This window comes from Halorhodospira sp. 9621 (assembly GCF_022228055.1).
Classification (GTDB): domain Bacteria; phylum Pseudomonadota; class Gammaproteobacteria; order Nitrococcales; family Halorhodospiraceae; genus Halorhodospira; species Halorhodospira halophila_A.
In genome coordinates this window covers 201,288-220,224 of the sequence record NZ_JAJNRD010000002.1, presented here as the reverse complement: position 1 = coordinate 220,224, position 18,937 = coordinate 201,288, and the positions used below count along the sequence as shown (strand labels likewise).

14 protein-coding genes are annotated in these 18,937 nt (G+C 66.8%); 12 read left to right on the top strand and 2 right to left on the bottom strand.

Annotated elements, in window-relative coordinates; genetic code table 11:
- Positions 1-185: 185 nt before the first annotated feature.
- A complete protein-coding gene (locus LRF89_RS02260; RefSeq protein WP_238636528.1) occupies positions 186-869 on the bottom strand; it encodes a GNAT family N-acyltransferase in 684 nt (227 codons plus the stop codon).
- A 639-nt stretch (positions 870-1,508) separates the two neighbouring features.
- On the opposite strand from LRF89_RS02260, the gene LRF89_RS02255 reads away from it, so the two are divergent.
- The 12 genes from LRF89_RS02255 (at position 1,509) to LRF89_RS02200 (ending at position 17,288) form a co-directional block, all read left to right on the top strand.
- Positions 1,509-3,029 (top strand): XrtA system polysaccharide chain length determinant, encoded by a 1,521-nt coding sequence (locus tag LRF89_RS02255; protein WP_238636527.1) that lies wholly within the window; start codon positions 1,509-1,511, stop codon positions 3,027-3,029.
- A 17-nt stretch (positions 3,030-3,046) separates the two neighbouring features.
- The gene (locus LRF89_RS02250) at positions 3,047-4,060 is read left to right on the top strand and encodes an XrtA-associated tyrosine autokinase (RefSeq protein WP_238636526.1); all 1,014 of its coding nucleotides are present in this window, start codon (positions 3,047-3,049) and stop codon (positions 4,058-4,060) included.
- The gene (locus LRF89_RS02245) at positions 3,978-5,648 is read left to right on the top strand and encodes a TIGR03016 family PEP-CTERM system-associated outer membrane protein (RefSeq protein ID WP_274522062.1); all 1,671 of its coding nucleotides are present in this window, start codon (positions 3,978-3,980) and stop codon (positions 5,646-5,648) included. The genes LRF89_RS02250 and LRF89_RS02245 overlap by 83 nt, the downstream gene beginning before the upstream one ends.
- Positions 5,649-5,655: 7 nt before the next feature.
- Positions 5,656-6,762, top strand: a complete 1,107-nt coding sequence (locus tag LRF89_RS02240; protein ID WP_238636524.1) for an XrtA/PEP-CTERM system-associated ATPase — start codon at positions 5,656-5,658, stop codon at positions 6,760-6,762.
- Positions 6,763-6,842: 80 nt separating this feature from the next.
- Positions 6,843-7,748, top strand: coding sequence for an XrtA system polysaccharide deacetylase (locus tag LRF89_RS02235; protein WP_238636522.1), 906 nt, complete (start codon positions 6,843-6,845; stop codon positions 7,746-7,748).
- A 28-nt stretch (positions 7,749-7,776) separates the two neighbouring features.
- Positions 7,777-8,808: a FemAB family XrtA/PEP-CTERM system-associated protein gene (locus tag LRF89_RS02230; protein WP_238636521.1), complete on the top strand. Its 1,032-nt coding sequence runs from the start codon at positions 7,777-7,779 to the stop codon at positions 8,806-8,808.
- A 9-nt stretch (positions 8,809-8,817) separates the two neighbouring features.
- Positions 8,818-10,074: a TIGR03087 family PEP-CTERM/XrtA system glycosyltransferase gene (locus LRF89_RS02225; RefSeq protein ID WP_238636520.1), complete on the top strand. Its 1,257-nt coding sequence runs from the start codon at positions 8,818-8,820 to the stop codon at positions 10,072-10,074.
- Positions 10,064-11,632 (top strand): exosortase A, encoded by a 1,569-nt coding sequence (gene xrtA, locus LRF89_RS02220; RefSeq protein WP_238635691.1) that lies wholly within the window; start codon positions 10,064-10,066, stop codon positions 11,630-11,632. The genes LRF89_RS02225 and xrtA overlap by 11 nt, the downstream gene beginning before the upstream one ends.
- Positions 11,633-11,649: 17 nt before the next feature.
- The gene (locus tag LRF89_RS02215) at positions 11,650-12,822 is read left to right on the top strand and encodes a TIGR03088 family PEP-CTERM/XrtA system glycosyltransferase (RefSeq protein ID WP_238636519.1); all 1,173 of its coding nucleotides are present in this window, start codon (positions 11,650-11,652) and stop codon (positions 12,820-12,822) included.
- 6 nt (positions 12,823-12,828) lie between these two features.
- Positions 12,829-14,730, top strand: coding sequence for an XrtA/PEP-CTERM system amidotransferase (locus LRF89_RS02210; RefSeq protein ID WP_238635693.1), 1,902 nt, complete (start codon positions 12,829-12,831; stop codon positions 14,728-14,730).
- A gap of 52 nt (positions 14,731-14,782) precedes the next feature.
- Positions 14,783-16,021, top strand: coding sequence for a glycosyltransferase family 4 protein (locus LRF89_RS02205; RefSeq protein WP_238635694.1), 1,239 nt, complete (start codon positions 14,783-14,785; stop codon positions 16,019-16,021).
- 4 nt (positions 16,022-16,025) lie between these two features.
- Positions 16,026-17,288 (top strand): glycosyltransferase, encoded by a 1,263-nt coding sequence (locus tag LRF89_RS02200; RefSeq protein WP_238635695.1) that lies wholly within the window; start codon positions 16,026-16,028, stop codon positions 17,286-17,288.
- Here the strand turns inward: LRF89_RS02200 and LRF89_RS02195 are convergent.
- Positions 17,245-18,771, bottom strand: coding sequence for an XrtA system polysaccharide chain length determinant (locus tag LRF89_RS02195; RefSeq protein ID WP_238635711.1), 1,527 nt, complete (start codon positions 18,769-18,771; stop codon positions 17,245-17,247). The genes LRF89_RS02200 and LRF89_RS02195 overlap by 44 nt on opposite strands.
- Positions 18,772-18,937 lie beyond the last annotated feature (166 nt).

Here is an 18,937-nt window from a genome sequence, read left to right as displayed (position 1 = left end):
ATGGCATACCGGTATGATAGACGGGATCGTGAGAGTCCGAGCCCAATCAGACCCAATGCGTAACCCCTAGCCTTGATAGGGTTACTACTCATGAGCGAGGATCCGGCGCGGTGGTGTTAGATATGGGTCCTAGTACCTCGCGTGGCGAAGGGCTGACGCCCTATAGATTATGCTTAGATTATTAATCAGACGCTAATTTTTTTGGTTTCGATCGTTTCACAGCATTTTTTTAGGGGGTTATTTGTGCTTGCCGAACCTCGTGCGCTTAGCCATTGGTTATCAAGTTTGTGTCTCCATTGATTTAGTCCCTTCGCAAAATCATAGACATCTAGGGAGTATGGTATGCGTTTACCTCGGTGATAACAGGGAGGGCCAGCTTGTTGCAGCGGGAGATGGTTTCGGGTCAGATGGCGCGCCAGCGCAGGGCGAGCGAGGAAGTAAAGCCGCGACATGCCACAGGCAGCAGCATGACGCTGTGCCGCGTGGCAAAGCACGAAAAGAGGCAGGCTATCGTGGCCTGCTGGGGCTCCATGAATAGCAAGTCGTGAGAGTTCACCGGTTGCGTCGGTTATCGATTCCTTGTGGTTTAAATCGGCCAAGTGTTCGATCGGAAGCGGTCTGTTTCCTCCTGGTATAAGGCGCAGTGCACCTACGTTGCGATGATTTTGGGAACCGGGCGGTTGGTATTTTAACAGCATGTGAAGTGAATGGGCGTCGTGCGCATCACGCTCATAACCGTCTGGGAAAAGGTTTGAGGGTTCGTATTTTTTCTTTTCGCAATAAACCATGTATCGGATCTGGAAATGAGCGCACCGCGTCTGATCTTCGCTAGCAATAACCACTTTATATGAAGGGTAGGGGGTCTGCATTGGTAGCTCCGGGATTTGACATGGTGCGGTGGGGTTTTTTCAGAAAACGCCGCATAAGTTGCGGTTAAATTAACGGGCAATTATAACAAAGCGCCGAGTGATATGTGTGCGTCACGAGGAGTGCATAAACCGCTTTGGTTATGTTGAATAAGGCTGCTCGCTCTGCGCGCAAAATCCCGTCTCGGATGCAGACCGATGGACTCCAAGGATCGGGACAGTCCGGCGACCCTGGGCCACGTGTCGGCTAGGGGGGTGATCTCTACTCTGTAGTGGGTGAGTTCTTCGCTGAGAGGGGGGCATACGAGTGGGGTCATGCCCGTTGCTTCATCTGCCTGCGGCCCGTTGGCCAGCACGGACCGACAGTAGGCGGCGGGTTCTTCTGCTACCTTGATCTGCAGCATCCCTTGAGTCCCCGACGGGAAAGGCGATGTCCGGAGACCCTCAGGGCACGGTTGCGGCTGATCAAAAGCGCTACGCAGACAGGCGGCTGCGCGCGTGGTCAGGCTGGGCAGGGCTTCTGCGGAAGGCTGTGCCCGAGGCAACCTGAAGATCACCGACACCGGAGTAGGGTGCGGTTCAGCAGGATGCGCATCCGGAACGGTAGTGAGCGCCAGCTGAGGCTGGCTGGAGCGGACGAACATGGAGCAGATCGTCCGGGAGATCCTGCATCAGCTGCGAGCGACTTGGCGTCGACGCTGGTGGATCCTCCCGATCGCATGGTTGGTCTGTGTACCGGGATGGGCCTACATACACACCATCCCGGATACCTATCAGGCCTCGAGCGAGGTCTACGTCGATACGGATTCGGCACTGGATCCGCTCCTCAGCGGCATGGCGGTGCGGCCGGATGCCGAGCAGCGGATGAGCATGATGACCAGCACCCTGCTCAGCCGGGATAACCTCCGCGAGATCGCCCGTGCGGCCGACCTCGACGTCTTGCTGGGCCGTGACGACCTGGATGCCGTGGTCGAGGGTCTGCAGGGGATCGATCTGCACGGCCGGGATGAGAATATCTACACCATCTCTTTCTCGCATCGGGATCCGGAGGTGGCCTACCGGGTGGTGCGCGCGACCGGCAACCTCTTCATGGAGCGGGGGCTGGGCGATCCGCGGGGGGATCTGGTCAGTTCTCGGGAGTTCATCGAGAACCAGCTCGGGCGGTACGCCGAGGAGTTGCGTGCCAAGGAGGCGGAGATCGAGCAGTTCCGGCGTCGGCACTCGGAGGTGCTGGTCGCCGGTGGGGACTTCTACAGCCGCCTGGAGGCGGAGCGGGAGAGCCTGGAAGAGGCGGAGATCGAGCTCGAGCAGGCACGGAGCCAGTACGAGCACCTTGTGGCGCAGCTCGAGGGGGATGGCGACCAGCCCGGGTTGATGCAGCCGCGCCAATACGAGAATCCGGAGCTGGATCGGCGGATTGCCGATCTGGAATCCGAGCTCGATGAGATGCGCCGGCAGTACACCGACGCCCACCCCGACGTCCGCCACACCCAGCGGATCCTGGACGATCTGCGCGAAGAGCGTGAGGAACAGGTCGCGGAATTGAGTGAGGAATTGCTGGCTTCACCGGTGGATCGGGTGGGCCTAGGGGATCCGAATCACCCCATGCAGATGGACCTGGCTGAGGCGGAGAGCCGGGTGGCCTCACTGGAGACCCGGGTCGAGGAACGCCGGGCGCGGCTTGACGAGCTGGAGGCGATGTCCGACGACGTCCCCCGGATTCAGTCCGATTACAGCCGGCTTCAGCGCGACTATGAGGCGCTGCAGAGCAGCTACGATCAACTCCGGGATCGCCTGGAGCAGGCGGTGCTAGCCGGCGAGGTGGAGACTGGCACCGACTCGGTGGACTTCCGGGTGCTGGAGCCTCCGCAGCAGCCGGGTAGCCCGGCGGCGCCCAATCGCCCGCTGCTCGCCAGTGCAGTGCTCTTCCTCGGGCTGGCGGCGGGGACCGGTTTTGCCTTCCTGCTGGCACAGGTCCGCGGGACTGTGGCCTCGCCGACCAAACTGGGTGAGCTTGCCAGCCGGCCGGTGGTCGGGCAGGTCAGGCGGGTGCGGACTCCGGCGCACCGGCGGCGCCGGCGGATGGAGATGGTGGTCTTCTCCTCGGCAACCAGCGCGCTCTTGGTGGCCTATGGTGTAGTGGTCGGGGTCGTTTTTACCTAGGAGGGGGGAACAGGCCGATGAGTATAATCGAGCGGGCGCTGGAGAAGCGGCGGGGCAAGCAGGCCCGGCGCGCGATGGGCGGGGAAGGGGCCGAGGGTCAGGAGCTGGAGGGGGTTGCGGAGCAGGTCTCGGATGTCCCCGGGCAGGAAGAGGCCGGTGCGGTTCCTGAGCGGCCGGCTGCATCGCGCCGCAGGGGCGCTTGTGAGTCGACGATTGAGCGGCCTGCGGATCGCACCATCGATTACGGCTGGCTGCGCCATCAGGGCATCCACGTCCCTGGCGATGGCCGCAGCGGGCTCGAGGAGGAGTTCCGGCTGATCAAGCGCCCGTTGCTGGATAACGCCTTCGGCCGGCACGGTACGCCGATGGTCGACGGCGGGCGGCTGATGATGGTCACCAGTGCCGTCCCCGGCGAGGGGAAGACCTTCACCACCATCAACCTGGCCTTGAGCATGGCGTTGGAGGTGGATCGGACAGTGTTGCTGGTTGACGCCGATGTGGCACGGCCCAGCATCCCGAAGGCGCTGGGGATCGAGGCCGACCGCGGCCTGATGGACGTGCTGACGGACCCCGATGTCAGCCTGCCCGACGTGCTCCTGCGCACGGATATCCCCGATCTGACCGTCCTCGGCGCCGGTCGGCCCCACGGCCGGTCCACGGAGTTGCTGGCCAGTCAAGCCATGTCCGACCTGCTAGCAGAGATCCACGCCCGCTACCCCGATCGGATCATCCTGTTCGATTCCCCGCCGCTGCTCTCGGCCAGTGAGCCCAGTGTGCTGGCCCGCCAGATGGGACAGGTGCTGCTGGTGGTCGAGGCCGAGAGCACGGCGCAGACGGCGGTGACCCGGGCTGCTGAACTGCTGGAAGGCTGTGACGTGGTGCTGACCATGCTCAACAAGGCGACGGGCTTCGGTGGGCTGGGTTACGGCGGCTACAGCTACGGCGGCTATGGCGGGTACGGCGCCTACGCCAGCGAGGTCCAACGGGGCGCTGCAACTGGATCCGGCGGCCGTGTCGCTGAGGGGGGCTAGGCCGCGGGCCTGGGCGGTCTCCGGGGTGGCCGCTGCCGGGTTCCTGCTGCTCCCCGGGGGCGCCGCGGCGAGCACGGAGTGGACGTTCACGCCGCGGGTGACCGTCGGCCAGGAGTGGACCGACAACGCCGATTTCGCGCCGCGCGGAGGGGAGGAGTCGGATTTCATCACCCTGGTGCGGCCGAGCTTTACGCTCACCGGCGAAGGTGCCCGGGCGCAGCTTAATCTCAACTACAGCTGGAACAATCGCTTCTACTGGGACGATAGCGACCGCGACAGCAGCACCCACAATCTGTCCGGCAGCGGCAACGCCGAACTGGTGCGGGAGTCGATCTTCGTGGACGGGTCGATCCGCCGCAGCGTTCGCGCCGAGTCCGCTTTTGACCCGGTGACCCCGCGGGATCAAGAGGAGACCACTCGTTATCGCATCAGCCCCTACTGGCTCTGGCGGATCGGCCGCTTCGCGGATCAGGAGGTGCGGTACGTCTTTGACGAGGCTCGCTATCACCGCTCGGAACGCGAGCCGCAGCAGGTCCACCGCGCGCGCTACCGCCTGGACAGCGGCCCCATGTTCGGCCGGACCTTCTGGCAGCTCAGCTCGGAGCGTACCTGGGACCGCTTCGATGACCCGGCGCGGGCCAAGGTGGATCGCTTCTTCAATGAAGCCACCCTGGGCTACCAGGTGACGCCCTCACTGCGCATGAGTGTCTCCGGCGGCGATGGCTGGAATCGGGTGGAGGATCAGCCGCGGGTGGACACCCAGAGCTGGCGGGTCAACGCCGATTGGGGGATCACCCGCAATACGCAGCTGCAGGGGAGTTACGGGCAGTTCAAGGATGAAATCGACTTCGAGGATGAGGTTAATCTCGAGTTGATCGAGCGGACCGATCGGCGGGAACAACGCTCGCTTAGTTTGGTTCATCAAGCGCCCCGCTCAACGTGGCGGCTTTCCTATGAGGAGGCACGCACCGACGGGCTGGATCGTTCTCTCGGCGCGGTCGGTGCAGAAGACTTCCCTTTTGATGTGTTGGAGTATGATTTTCGTGAAAACGAGCGCACCACATTTTCAGAGACTTGGCGCGGTAGTTGGGATTACGAAACTGGGCCCAATACGTTCCGTTTACAGATCTCTCGGCGCAAGACGGATCAGGACTTCGATTTAGAGAGTGAAGCACTTAGCACAAGGATTACCGAGGTCGGTGGGGGGGTGTCGGAGATTCAACAAGAATTCCTTGAAATTGAAGAGGCGGCAGATGTCGTTGATCGTGACTGGAGAGTGACGGGCAGTTGGGGTTGGGCCTTTGGTGCGCGGACGCAAGCCAATCTGCGTGCGACCCTGCGGCGGGTGGAGGGCAGTACGCGCCGGGTGCGGGTCGAGACTGAGGACGGCGAGGAGTCGCTTGAAGTGGATGAAGTCGAGGAGCAAACGGACGAGTGGCGGGTCTCGCTGGGACTCTCGCGCTCTATCGGGCGCCGGACCAGTGGTGATCTCGACTTCAGCCACCGACAAAGCCGCGAGCAGGAAGATGATGACAGCGATCGCCGCCGCGAGAACCGGATCAGCGCCCGTTTGACCATGGAGTTTTGAGCCCCTTATGTACGAGGACTTCTACGGCCTCAGAGATAAGCCCTTCGCCCTGAGCCCCGACCCGCGGTTCTTCTATGCCAGCAAGGGGCACCGCCGTGCCATGGCCTACCTTGAGTACGGGGTTCAGCAGGGCGAGGGCTTTATCGTCATCACCGGCGAGGTGGGGGCCGGCAAGACCACCCTGGCGCGCAGCCTGCTCGGCGGCATCGTGGACCGCCCCCTGGTTGCCGCCCATCTGGTGAGCACGCGCCTCAGCGCCGACAACCTGCTGCGCCTGGTCTGCCTGGCCTTCGGCATCGAGGACCCGCCGGAGAACAAGGCCGATCAGCTGCGCGCCCTGGAGGCGTACCTGGTCCGCATCCGCGGCCGCGGTCAGCGCGCGTTGCTGGTGGTTGATGAGGCGCAGAACCTGGGCGATGCGGCGGTGGAGGAGCTGCGCATGCTCTCCAACTTCCAGGGCGAGGAGGGCGGACCGCTGCTGCAGAGCTTCCTGCTCGGCCAGCCGGAGTTCCGCCGCCTGATGCGCAGCGAGAACATGCAGCAGCTGCGCCAGCGGGTCATCGCCACCTACCACCTGGGCCCCATGGACGAGGAGGATACCCGGGCCTACATTGAGCACCGCTTGGCTCAGGTGGGGTGGACCGATGACCCGAGCTTCTCGGAGGGCGCCTGGCAACGGATCTACGACTACACTCGAGGTATCCCCCGGCGGATTAATACGCTGTGCGACCGGCTTTTGCTGATGGGGTATCTCGAGGAGTGCCACGAGTTCTCGGTGCGCGAGGTCCAGTCGGTCATCGATGAAGTGGAGGCTGATCTTGGCGAAGCCCAGGCGGACGACACCGCCGCCGCGGACACGCCGGGTCAGGGCGAGGGCAACGGCGCCGCTGTCGAGTCGGCGACCCTGGATCAGCGGCTGCAGCGCCTGGAGCGCTACCTGGGCTTTACCTATCGACAAGTTCAGCAGGTCCTGACCGTTCACCGAGAGGATTACCAGCGGCTCGATCAGCGTCTGGAGCGCATGGAGCGCTATCTGGTCTCGAACTATCGGCTGGCCCGGCAGATCGGTAGCACCGTCAAGCGCATGCTGGGGGTCCGCAACGAGGCGGAGTGACGGGGTTCGCCGGGATGAAGCCCGGTGTGTCGGGCGAGGGAGCGAAGGAGAAGGGGGCAAAGCCCCCGGGGGGATCGTCGATGCAAGCCCGCGGACAAGTCCGGGCCAACGCCCTGACCGTGGATGTCGAGGACTATTTCCAGGTTCTGGCCATGGCGCCCTACGTCCGCCGCGACCAGTGGGACCGCTGGCCGTGCCGGGTCGAGGCGAGCATGGATCGGCTGCTGCAGCTCTGCGCCGATCACCGGGTCTATGGCACGTTCTTCACCCTCGGCTGGGTGGCGGAACGTTACCCCCACATCGTCCGACGCATCGTGGCCGCCGGGCACGAGCTGGCCAGCCATGGCCACGGCCATGAGCGCGTTTGGGAGATAGGTCCCCGGGCCTTTCGCGAGGACCTGCTGCGGGCCCGGCAGCTGCTTGAGGATATCGGCGGGGTGGCCGTGACCGGGTATCGGGCGCCGGCGTTCTCCATCGGGCCGCGGACCCCCTGGGCCCGGGAGATCCTGCTGGAGACCGGACACACTTACAGCTCCAGTGTCTACCCGATCCGCCACGATCACTACGGGGAGCCCGATGCGCCGCGCCAGGCCCACTGGCCGGATGGCCCCGGCGGGCTGATGGAGATCCCGCCGGCCACGCTGCGGGTTTTCGGTCGGCACCTGCCGGCGGGCGGTGGCGGCTATTTCCGCCTGCTCCCGTACCGCGCATCTCGCGGTGCGCTGCGCTGGATCAGCCAGGTGGAGGGCCAGCCGGCGGTCTTCTACATCCACCCCTGGGAGCTGGATGCCGAGCAGCCGCGCATCCCCGGGATCGATCTGCGCACCCGGTTCCGCCACTACCTGAACCTGGGGCGTACCGAGGAGCGGCTGCGTTGTCTCTTCAAGGATCTGCCCTGGGATCGCATCGATCGCGTGTTTGCCGCGGAGCTCGCCGGAGCTCGAGACTGGCCGGCGGGCCAGGAAGTCGCCGCGCAGGCGGTATGACCCTGCTGAGCATGGAGGAGCGTGTCGAATGGCAGTGCGCGTAGCAGCGCTGGAGGACGGGGACGAGGCCCGCTGGGATGCCTTCGTACTGCGCTCGTCCGAGGCCACCTTCTTCCATCGCAGCGGCTGGGCGCGGGTGCTCCGGGAGGTCTTTGGTCATGCCACGCAGTACCTCTTGGCCGAGCGCGACGGCGAGGTGGTAGGGGTCCTGCCGCTGGCCCGGGTGCGCAGCTGGCTGTTTGGGGACGCCCTGGTCTCCACCCCCTTCTGTGTTTACGGGGGCCTGGCCGCGGCCGACGAGGAGGCCCGCGCCGCGCTGGATGAGGAGGCGCAGCGGTGTGCGGAATCCCTCGGCGTCGAGCACTTGGAGTACCGCCACCGGACCCCGGTCCATACCGACTGGCCGCGCCGGGATGACCTCTACGCCACCTTCCGCAAGGCGATGGAGCCGGACGAGGACGCGAACTTTCAGGCCATCCCGCGCAAGCAGCGGCGTATGGTCCGCCAAGGCATCAAGGCTGGGCTGCAGGCAGAGTGGGAGACGGACCTGGATCGCTTCCATGCGATCTACGCGCGCAGCGTCCACCGCTTGGGGACCCCGGTCTTCCCGCGCCGCTACTTCCACGCCCTCGCCGAGGTTTTCGGCGACGACTGCCGGGTGCTAACCGTCAGCCGCGAGGGCCGCCCGGTGACCAGTGTGCTCAACTTCTACTTCCGCGACGAGGTGCTCCCCTACTACGGCGGCGGGCTTGCCGAGGCGCGGGAGGTGGCCGGCTACGACTTCCTTTACTGGGAGGTCATGCGGCGGGCCTGCGCCGAGGGGTATCAGCTTTTCGATTTTGGGCGCAGCAAACGCGATACCGGCGCCTATCATTTCAAGCGCAACTGGGGGTTCGAGCCCCAGGCGCTGAGCTACGAGTATCGGCTCTACAAACGACCGGATGTGCCGGATCACAATCCGCTCAACCCCCGCTATCAGCGGGCCATCCGGATCTGGCAGCGGCTGCCCCTGGCGGTGGCCAATCGACTCGGACCGCTGGTGGTCCGCAATCTCGGTTGAGGAGGGGGCGTGGGGGATATCCTCTTTCTGGTGCATCGGCTGCCGTGGCCGCCGAACAAGGGCGACAAGATCCGCTCTTACCATGTCCTGCACCACCTGGCCCGCCACCACCGGGTGCACCTGGGGACCTTCGTGGACGATCCGGCGGACTGGCCGTACCTGGAGCAGGTGCAGGCGTGTTGCGCGGATGTCTGCGCCCGCCCTTTGCCCCGCCGCTGGGCCCAGTTGCGGGCGCTGAGCGGTCTGCTCAGCGGCGAGCCGCTGACGCTGCCCTGGTACCGGGACCGGGGGCTGGCCCGCTGGGTTCGCCGGGTCCACGACGAGGTCCCGCTCACCGCGGTGGTGGTGTTTTCCTCGTCCATGGGGCAGTACTTGCCTGCGGGAGACGACGGGCCGGTGCGGGTGGTCGATTTTGTTGATATCGACTCGGACAAGTGGCGGCAGTACGCCCAGCGGCGGGCGTGGCCGATGGCTTCGGTCTTCGCGCGGGAGGCGAGGCGGTTGCTGGACTATGAGCGGCGTCTGGCCGCGGTCAGCGATGCCAGCGTCTTCGTCTCGCCGTCGGAGGCGGAGGCGTTTCGCGGCCTGGCCCCGGAGGCGGCAGCTGCCGTCGTGCCCATGGGCAACGGGGTGGATACGGGGTATTTCGATCCGGCGGCGGTCGGTCCGAGTCCATACCCCGAGGGCCAGCGGCCGCTGGTGCTCACCGGGGCCATGGACTACTGGCCCAACGTCGACGCCGCCTGCTGGTTTGCCCGGGAGGTCCTGCCGCGGGTGCGGGCGCAGGAGCCGGCGGCCCACTTCTATGTCGTTGGCAGCCGTCCGGCCCCCGCGCTGGCTGCCCTCAACGGGCAGCCCGGCGTCACGGTGACGGGCTTTGTCGATGACGTGCGGCCGTGGATCGGGCATGCGGCCGTGGCCGTGGCGCCGCTGCGGGTGGCGCGGGGTATCCAGAACAAGGTGCTCGAGGCCATGGCGCTGGCACGGCCGGTGATCGCTTCGCCGGAGGCGCTGGAGGGGCTGCAGGTGGATCTGGACGCCGAGGTGGTCCGCGCGGCCGCCGAGCCCGGGACGATGGCTGAGGCCGTCTGCCGCCAGTTGGCTGAAGCCGGTGAGGGGATCGGCGCGGCAGCGCGCCAGCGCATCCTGCATGACTATACCTGGGAGCGGCAGCTGACGCGCCTGGATCAGCTGCTGGCCGGCGGGAAGCGCGCCGGCGTGCCCATGGAGGAAGCGTCCGCCGTGGGGGTGAGCCATGGACGGTGAGACGGTCTCCACAGTCGTGGCGGGCCAGCGCTCGGCCTGGAAGGGGCACCTGGCGGCGCTGGCGGTGGCCGGGCTGGTCCTGGCGGTGGCGTTCTTCCCTACGTACCAGTCCATCGTCGGGATCTGGTCGCGCTCGGAGACGTTCGCCCACGGCTTTCTGATCGTGCCCATTGTGCTGTTCCTGGTCTTCCGGCTCCGTCACGAGCTGGCCCGGGTGGTGCCCCAGGTTCAGCCCGTGGCGCTGCTGCCGGTCCTGGGGCTGGTGCTCGGTTGGGTCCTCGGCGCCCTGGTGGATGTGGATACGGTCCGGCACTTCGCCGCCGTCCTGCTGGTCCCGGCACTGGTCTGGCTGTTTTTGGGCAATGGGGTGGCCTGGATCCTGGTCTTCCCTTTGGCCTACCTGTTCTTCGCGGTGCCCTTTGGGGACTTTCTGGTGCCGCCGCTGATGGATGTCACCGCCGATTTCACGGTCTGGGCGGTGCAGATGACTGGTATCCCCGTCTACCGGGAAGGGCTCAACTTCGAACTGCCCACCGGTCGCTGGTCAGTGGTTGAGGCGTGCAGTGGCGTGCGCTACCTGATCGCCACCCTGGCCCTGGGTACGCTCTACGCCTACCTGGTCTACCGCAGCTGGATGCGTCGCTTGCTGTTTGTCCTTGCCTCGGCGCTGGTGCCGATCATCGCCAACGGCCTGCGCGCCTACCTGATCGTGATGATTGGCCATCTCAGTGATATGGAGTTGGCTGCCGGGGTCGACCACCTTGTCTATGGCTGGATTTTCTTTGGCTTCGTCATCGCGCTGCTCTTCTGGATCGGTACCTTCTGGCGGGAGGACGGTCCGGGAGCCGCACAACGGCGGCGGAGTGCTCCGGCCGCCGACGATGTGGTGGCCGTTGAAGGCCCGGTGCCAGCCCGCGCCGGTGGCCGGCTGTGGCTGGTGGCCCTGACCGGCGTCGCCCTGGTGGGCGCCGGGCCCTTGTATGCGCACTGGATGCATGAGCGTGATCTGGGCGCTGTGAGCGGGCTGCAGGCCGACGGCTGGGCCGCCCCCGGTTGGGAACCGGTCGAGGTGAATGCCTGGGTACCAGGCTATCGCCACGCGCGGGAGACGGTGTCGGGGGGCTTCGTCGATGAGGAGGGGATCCCGGTGGGCATCCACGTGGGTTACTACCGAGAGCAGCACCGCCACGGCAGCATGGTCGGCTGGGAGAACACGCTGGATGGGCGCGATCGCGACGGCTGGAGCCGTCGGGCCAGCGGCCGCGGTGACGTGGACGGCTGGCCCCGGCCCGCTCGGTATGAGCTCTCCGGCCCGGGCGAGCGGCTGCTGGTCTGGCGCTGGTACTGGGTGGACGGGCATCTGACGCGCAGCGCCCACGAGGTCAAGTTCCGCGAGTCCCTGTCGAGGCTGTTCGGCGGTCGGGATGACGCCGCGCTGCTCATCCTCTACGCGCGGTATGACTCCGATCCCGCGGAGGTGGAGCCAGCCCTGCGGCGGTACGCCGAGCAGGCGCTGCCCCAGGTGCTGGATACCCTTGAGCAGGTGCAGCAGCATTGAGTGTTGAGGGCCAACACTTGGCGAGGGATGGGCGGGATCCGCGGCCGCTGGTGCTGCATATCCTCTATCGCCTGGATGTCGGAGGGCTGGAGAACATCCTCGTGGAACTGGTGCGCAACAGCGCCCCAGACTCATACCGGCACGCCCTGGTCTGTCTGGCCGACTACGATGAGGACTTCCGCCGCCGCCTGCCGCCGGAGGTCCCGGTGTACGCCCTGCACCGATCGCCGGGGTGGGGGCTCGGCACCCTGGCCCGGCTCTACCGCCTGCTGCGTCAGCTCCGCCCGGATGTCGTACACACCTCCAATCTCGCCGCCCTTGAGTGTCAGCCCGTTGCCGCGCTCAGCGGGGTCCCCGCCCGGGTGCACGCCGAACACGGCTGGAATATCACCGATCTCGACGGCACCCGTCGTCGCTACCGGTGGCTGCGCCGGGGTTTGAGCCCCTGGGTTCACCGACACGTGACGGTGTCCCACCATCTGGCGGAGTACCTGATCGAGCGGGTGGGTGTGCCTCGGCAGCGGGTCCGCCACATCTACAACGGGGTGGACACCCGTCGTTACCGGGTGAGCGATGCGCAAGCGGCTTCGGGATCGGAAGATGCGGCGCCTCTGGTTATTGGCACGGTGGGGCGTCTGTGCGCGGTCAAGGATCAGGCCACGTTGATCCGCGCTTTTGCGCGCTTACTGGAGCGTGCCCCGGCATCCCCGGCTACGTGCCTGGTGCTGATCGGCGCTGGCCCGGAGGCAGACGCCCTGCGGGCCCTGGCCGGCGAGCTCGGCATCGCCGCGCAGGTCGAGTTCGCCGGCAACTCTGCGGCAGTCGCCGAGCGCCTGGCGGGATTCGACGTCTTCGTGCTCCCGTCGCTGGCGGAAGGCATCCCGGTAACCGTCCTCGAGGCCATGGCCAGCGGCCTGCCGGTGGTTGCCTCGCGGGTGGGCGGGGTGCCGGAACTGGTTCGGGACGGCGTCACCGGTACCCTCATCCCCCCTCAGGATCCGGAGCGGCTCAGTGAGGTGCTCGAAGGGTATCTGATCGATGCGCAGCGCCGCCGCAACGAAGGGCGCGCTGGCCGGGAGCGGGCCGTGGCGCACTTCTCGCTGGAGACGATGGTGGCCGCCTACGAGGGACTCTACCGTGAGCTGCTGCCCGCCGCGCCGGAACGTCTCCCGTTGGCTGGAAAGGACTGATCTGCGGTGTGTGGGATTGCCGGCATTCTGGATCGTGGTCGCGACGGGGGAGATCCGGGGCAGGAGGCCCTGATCCGGCGCATGACCGATACCCTCAGCCACCGGGGGCCTGACGCCGCCGGGGTGCACTGTGAGCCCGGTATCGCCCTGGGGCACCGGCGGCTGTCGATCATCGACCGGGCCGACGGTCAGCAGCCGCTGACCAACGAGGACGGCCGGGTCTGGACCGTCTTTAACGGCGAGATCTACAACCACGCCTACCTGCGGGAGCGACTGCAGGGGCTGGGGCACCACTTCCGCACGCGCTGTGACACCGAGGTCATCGTCCACGCCTGGGAGGCTTGGGGGGAGGCGTGTGTCGAGCACTTCCGGGGCATGTTCAGCCTGGCGGTCTGGGATGGTCGGGAGCAGACGCTCTTCCTCGCGCGTGACCGACTGGGCAAGAAGCCGCTTTGCTACGCCGAACTGGCCGATGGGCGGGTGCTCTTCGGCTCGGAGATCAAGGCGCTGCTCGCCTGTCCCGATCTGCCGCGGGATCTCGACGCCTCTGCCGTAGAGGCGTACTTCGCCTACGGCTACGTGCCGGATCCGCAGAGTATCTTCGCGGCGGTGCGCAAGCTCCCGCCGGGGCACACGCTCACGTTCCGGCGTGGTGCTGGGTTTGCGCAGCCGCGCTGCTACTGGTCGCCGCGGTTTACAGGCGACTCCGAGCTGAGTCCCGATTCGGCCGTCGAGGAGATGCGTGATCGGCTGCGCGAGGCGGTGTCCGTGCGCCTCGAATCCGAGGTCCCCCTGGGCGCCTTCCTGTCGGGGGGGGTGGATTCATCCGCCGTGGTCGCCTCGATGAGTGAACTCGGCGGGCAGCCCGTGGATGCCTGCTCCATCGCCTTCGGGGACCCCCGCTACAACGAGGCGGATCACGCCCGCAGCGTGGCCACGCACCTGGGGCTGAACCACCACCTCTACGAGTTGAGCCCGGAACGTTTTGAACTCCTTGATGAACTGGCGCTGCTCTTCGATGAGCCTTTTGCTGACCCCTCGGCGCTGCCGACCTACGAGGTCAGCCGGGTGGCCCGGCAGCACGTCACGGTTGCGCTCTCCGGGGATGGCGGCGACGAGGTGCTGGCCGGATACCGACGTTACCGGGGGTACGCCCGCGAGGCGCGGGTCCGTGATCGGCTGCCGGGGCCACTGCGCCGCCGGCTCTTCGCGCCATTGGCGCGCTGGTATCCGAAGGCCGACTGGGCGCCTCAGGTCGTTCGGGCCAAGGCCACCTTCGAGGCCCTGGCTGCGGACCCGGTGGCAGGCTATCTGCGCAGCGTGGCAGTGGTGGACGATGCGCAGCGTCAACAGCTGTTCTCCGATCAACTGCACACCGAGCTGCAGGGGTACCACGCCGTGGAGGTGCTGCGCCGGCACGCCGCGGATGCCCCTGGCCACGATCCGGTGGCCTTCGTCCAGTACCTGGATCTAAAGACCTGGCTGCCCGGGGACATCCTGACCAAGGTGGATCGCGCGAGCATGGCCCATGGCCTGGAGGTCCGCGCGCCATTGCTCGATCACACCCTAGTGGAGTGGGCCGGTGGGCTGCCAACGGACTGGAAAATCCGCGAGGGGCAGGGGAAGTGGCTGCTCAAGCGGGCGGTGGAGGATCGCTTACCCAGAGAGATCCTCTACCGGCGTAAGCAGGGGTTCGATTTGCCGGTGGCGGAGTGGTTCCGCGGACCGCTGCGGGCCCCGCTGCGCCAGGCACTCCTTGGCGAGCGGCTGGCCGATAGCGGCTTCTTTGACGTTACCCGCCTCCAGGTGCTGCTCGATGAGCATCAATCGGGGCGGCGCAACCACGCCCGCCCCCTGTGGGCGCTGCTGATGTTCGAGTCGTTCCTGCGCAGGTCTCTGGAGCGCTGAGGTACGCAGGCATTCGGGCACATCGGGCTGCAGCCAACAAGGAATGTCGAGTGTGAGGATCCTCTACCACCACCGCACCCGGGCCGAGGATGCCCAGGGCGTCCACATCCAAGCCCTGATCGAGGCCTTCCGAACCCTTGGGCACCGGGTGGATGTGGTCGAGCCCGGTCCCGCCCGGCGCCGGCGAGCCCGGGATAGCCGGCCGGCGTCGGCGGCGAAGGGGCAGGCGACCGACGGTGCGAAGTCGGGTGTCGAGGACGCCGATGCCACCCCGACCCTGGCCGGCCGGCGGATCCCCCATTGGCTCTATGAGGTGCTCGCCCTGGCCTACAACGTGCCGGCAGCGCTCATGCTGCTCCTGCGCTGCCTGCCCCGACGTCCGGATCTGATCTATGAGCGTTACGCGCTCTTCTCTTGCGCCGGTTTGCTGGTGGCCCGGTGGATCCGGCGCCCGCTGGTGCTTGAGGTCAATGCCCCGCTGAGCCTGGAGTTGCAGGAGCACGGTGATCTTGTGCTGCGCGGCCCGGCGCAGCGGATGGAGGACTGGCTCTGTCGCGAAGCGACCCGAACCGTGGTGGTGAGCCATTCCATGGCGGAGATCTTCGCCAGCCGCGGGGTCCCGCGGGGGAAACTGCTGGTTATGCCCAACGGGGTCGACAGCCGGCGGTTCCATCCAGCGGTGGACGGTTCGTCCGTGCGCAGGCGGTATGGCTTGGAGGGGTGCCGGGTGGTGGGGTTCGTTGGCTGGGTGCGGCCCTGGCACGGGGTCGATGGCCTGCTCACGGCCATGGCCGATCGCCTGCGGGGTGGGGCCACCGAGCGCGTGCTGATCGTCGGCGACGGGCCGGCGGTCCCCGCCCTGCGGCGTCAGGCCCGGGCCCTGGGGATCGAAGAGGCGGTGATCTTTACCGGGGCGGTGGCTCAGGAGGAGGTCCCGGCGCACCTGGCGGCGCTGGACATCGCCGTGCAGCCGGATGTGACCAGCTACGCTTCCCCCATCAAGCTCTTCGAGTACCTGGCCATCGGACGGGCCGTCGTGGCGCCTGATCGGCCCAATATCCGCGAGGTGATCGAGGAGGGCGTCAGTGGTCGACTGTTCCCGCCGCAAGACTGGGAGGCGTTAGGGTCGGTCCTGGCGCAACTGCTTGACGATGCAGAGGCGCGGCACTCGCTGGGCGAGGGGGCTGCGGCGCGCATCGAGCAAGGGGGATATCGCTGGGTCGATAACGCGCGCCGGGTCCTGGAGGCGGTGGACGAAAGGAATCAGCGACATGTCGTGGCGGGGGCCTAGGTCTGTGCAGGAGCCTTCCGGCCCGGATGCGGTTGCGGGCCCGCGGATTGTCGTGCTCACCCGGGTCTACCCCAACGCGGCGCAGCCGACCTTCGGCGTATTCGTCCAGGAGCGGATGGCCCGCGTTGCCCGGCACCTGCCCCTGGTGGTGGTGGCGCCGGTGCCCTGGTTCCCCGGGGAGGGACTGATCCGCTACTGGCGGCCCTGGTTCCGGCCCCGGGTGCCGCGCCACGAGCAGCGCGAGGGGATCGACGTCCATCACCCCCGCTTTCTCTGCATCCCCGGGGTGTTCAAGAGCCTGGACGGGCTGTTTCAGGCGCTCGGGGTCTTGCCGACCCTGCGGCGGCTGCGTCGCGCCGGGCAGCTGGATCTGATCGATGCGCATTTTATCTACCCCGATGGCGTAGCGGCGTGGCTGGTTGCCCGGTGGCTCGGTTGCCCCTACACCATCACGCTGCGTGGGACCATCCTGCGTATCTCGCGCACCCGGCTGGCGCGGTATCAGGCCCGCCGAGCGCTGCGTGGGGCGGCTCGGGTCTTCTCGGTCTGCGACTCGCTGCGCCAGGTTGCGCTAAGCATGGAGCCTGATCGCATCTCGGTGGAAGTCGTGCCCAACGGGATCAACCTCGACCTCTTTTATCCGGAGGACCGGTGGGCTTCCCGTCAGGCGCTGGGTATCCCGCCCGATGCCCGGGTGCTGATCACGGTGGGGACGCTCAACGAGCGCAAGGGCTTCCACCGGGTCATCGAGCAGCTACCGCAGATGCTCCAGGAGCAGCCGGATCTCTACTACCTGGCGGTGGGCGGGGGCAGCCCGGATGGCAACGACGAGGGCCGTCTGCGGGCGCTGGCGGAGCAAAAAGGGGTGGCCGACCGGGTGGTGTTCACGGGCCCTGTTCCGCCCAAGCGGCTGCGCCACTGCTATTCCGCGGCCGATCTGTTCGTCCTGCCGACCCGTTTCGAGGGGTGGGCGAACGTCTTTCTGGAGGCCTTCGCCTGCGGCCTGCCGGTGGTCGCCACTGATGTCGGCGGGAATCGCGAGGTCGTCTCCAGCGACACCCTGGGCCAGCTGGTACCGTTTGGAGATGGTCCAGCCCTGCGCCGGGCCATCCTCGATGCGCTGAGCCGGGAGTGGGATCATGCGGCGATCCTGGCATATGCCCGGCGGAACAGCTGGGCCGAGCGCATCCCGGTGCTGGTGGCGCGGCTGCAGCAGGCCGCGACTAGCCGATCAGCCCGCCCAACCCCCCCCCGCTGTAGAGGCTGAGGGCACCGAAGAACGCGATCATCAGTCCGATAAGTGCCAGGGTGAAGACGGTGATCTCCCGGCGCTGACGGCGGTATCGGGTGGGGGTGCGGACGCGACTGACCACCCCGAGCACCGGGCGCCCGGTCAGCGCAGCTAGCTGTGCCGGTGAGGCCAACGTCCCGCGGATCTGCGAGATCAGGAAAGCGACGCCGGACCCTGCACCGAGGCCGAGCAGGAGAACTCCGCTGGCGAGCAGGGGGCGGTCCGGGGCCGCGGGGCTGCTGGGTCGTTGCGGGGGCTCCAGGACCCGGAAGTCCACCGCCGCGGTCTCGGTCTCCACGGTGCCGGTGAGCACCGCCCGTTCCCGGGTGCTGAGCAGTTGCCGGTAGCTCTGCTGCAGGACCTCGTGGTCCCGCGTCAGGGCGTTGTATCGGGACTCGATGGCGGGTACCTGGTCCACCAGCTCTTTCAGGTTGGCCACACGGCGCTCGTGCTCACGCACACGGGTGTCCATGGCGGCCGCCTGGCTCTCGGCCTCGGCCAGGGCCAGGCGCACCGGGGTGTCGATGCCGGAGAGCTCCAGGCCGCCCTCGCTCATGGCGAGCTCGACGCTATTGCGCCGCTCCTCCTCCAGGTCTTCGAGGATGCGCCGGGTCTGCACGACGTCCGGATGCGAGTCGGTAAAGTGCCGGCGCATCTCATCCAGTTGCGAATGCAGGCGGCTGATCCTTTCATCCAGGCGGGGGTCGCTCAAACTGCTGTCGGATGGCAGCGAGCTGCGCCCCTCGTCCAGGCGCGCCTGCAGGGTCTCCACCCGGCGCAGGTGCTCCTCGCGCTCCAGGCGGGTCTGCGCCAGCACCTCGCGGGCCCGTTCCAGCCGTGCGTAGTAGTTCCCGCCGGCGCTGAGCAGGGCGACATGCTCCCGCTTGAAGGCTTCGATCTCCTCCTCCTTGTCACGCAGTAGTTGGGCGTAGCGCCCTAGCTGCCGCTCGATGAAGCTCTGGGAGCTGAGCAAGTCGGTACGCGAGTCTCCCAGGCCCCGTTCCATGAAGAGGTTGGAGGTTTCGCGCACCACGCGGTAGGCGACCTCCGGGTCCCGGTGCGAGAAGGAGATGGTGTAGATGTTGTCACGCCCCTGGCTGCGCAGCTGGATCCCACCACGCAGTGTGTTGATCAGGGCCTGCTCGTTGTCCTGGCCGAGGAGGACGTCCAGATCCGATTGCCGGGCGATGTCACGAAGGTTGTCGTTGCTCAGCAGGGTTGCGGACATCATCCGCATGCGCTGATCGGTGTCCGGGCGGACGGTCATGCCGCGCAGCAGCGGGTCGAGCACGGATTGGGTGTTGACGTAGACGCGGCTGGAGGACTGGTAGACGTCGGGGAGGGTGTGGATGTAGGTCCAGCCGCTTAGGCAGATGACCCAGGCGAACGGAACGATCCACCAGCGGCGATGCCAGATCGCACGCAGGTACTGAATAAGGTCCTTATAAAGCTGCTCCAGCCCCACGGCCTGCTCCCCCACGTCAGTCCTCGGCCTGCGGGCCGAGTCGCGGCGGTCCCCGCAACCGCCTCAACGAAGGAGTATAGCCGCTCTTTAAGAAACGAGAGGGTCTAAAAACCTTCCGCCGGCCTGAGGCCGGCGGAAGGCGACCGGATGCCTTAAGACA

Excerpts from the sequence above, each read along its gene's own strand:
- LRF89_RS02240 (WP_238636524.1), top strand. The coding sequence starts at position 5,656 with ATGTACGAGGACTTCTACGGCCTCAGAGATAAGCCCTTCGCCCTGAGC.
- LRF89_RS02245 (WP_274522062.1), top strand. The coding sequence starts at position 3,978 with ATGGCGGGTACGGCGCCTACGCCAGCGAGGTCCAACGGGGCGCTGCAA.
- xrtA (WP_238635691.1), top strand. The coding sequence starts at position 10,064 with ATGGACGGTGAGACGGTCTCCACAGTCGTGGCGGGCCAGCGCTCGGCC.
- LRF89_RS02235 (WP_238636522.1), top strand. The coding sequence starts at position 6,843 with ATGCAAGCCCGCGGACAAGTCCGGGCCAACGCCCTGACCGTGGATGTC.
- LRF89_RS02260 (WP_238636528.1), bottom strand. The coding sequence starts at position 869 with ATGCAGACCCCCTACCCTTCATATAAAGTGGTTATTGCTAGCGAAGAT.
- LRF89_RS02255 (WP_238636527.1), top strand. The coding sequence starts at position 1,509 with ATGGAGCAGATCGTCCGGGAGATCCTGCATCAGCTGCGAGCGACTTGG.
- LRF89_RS02250 (WP_238636526.1), top strand. The coding sequence starts at position 3,047 with ATGAGTATAATCGAGCGGGCGCTGGAGAAGCGGCGGGGCAAGCAGGCC.
- LRF89_RS02230 (WP_238636521.1), top strand. The coding sequence starts at position 7,777 with ATGGCAGTGCGCGTAGCAGCGCTGGAGGACGGGGACGAGGCCCGCTGG.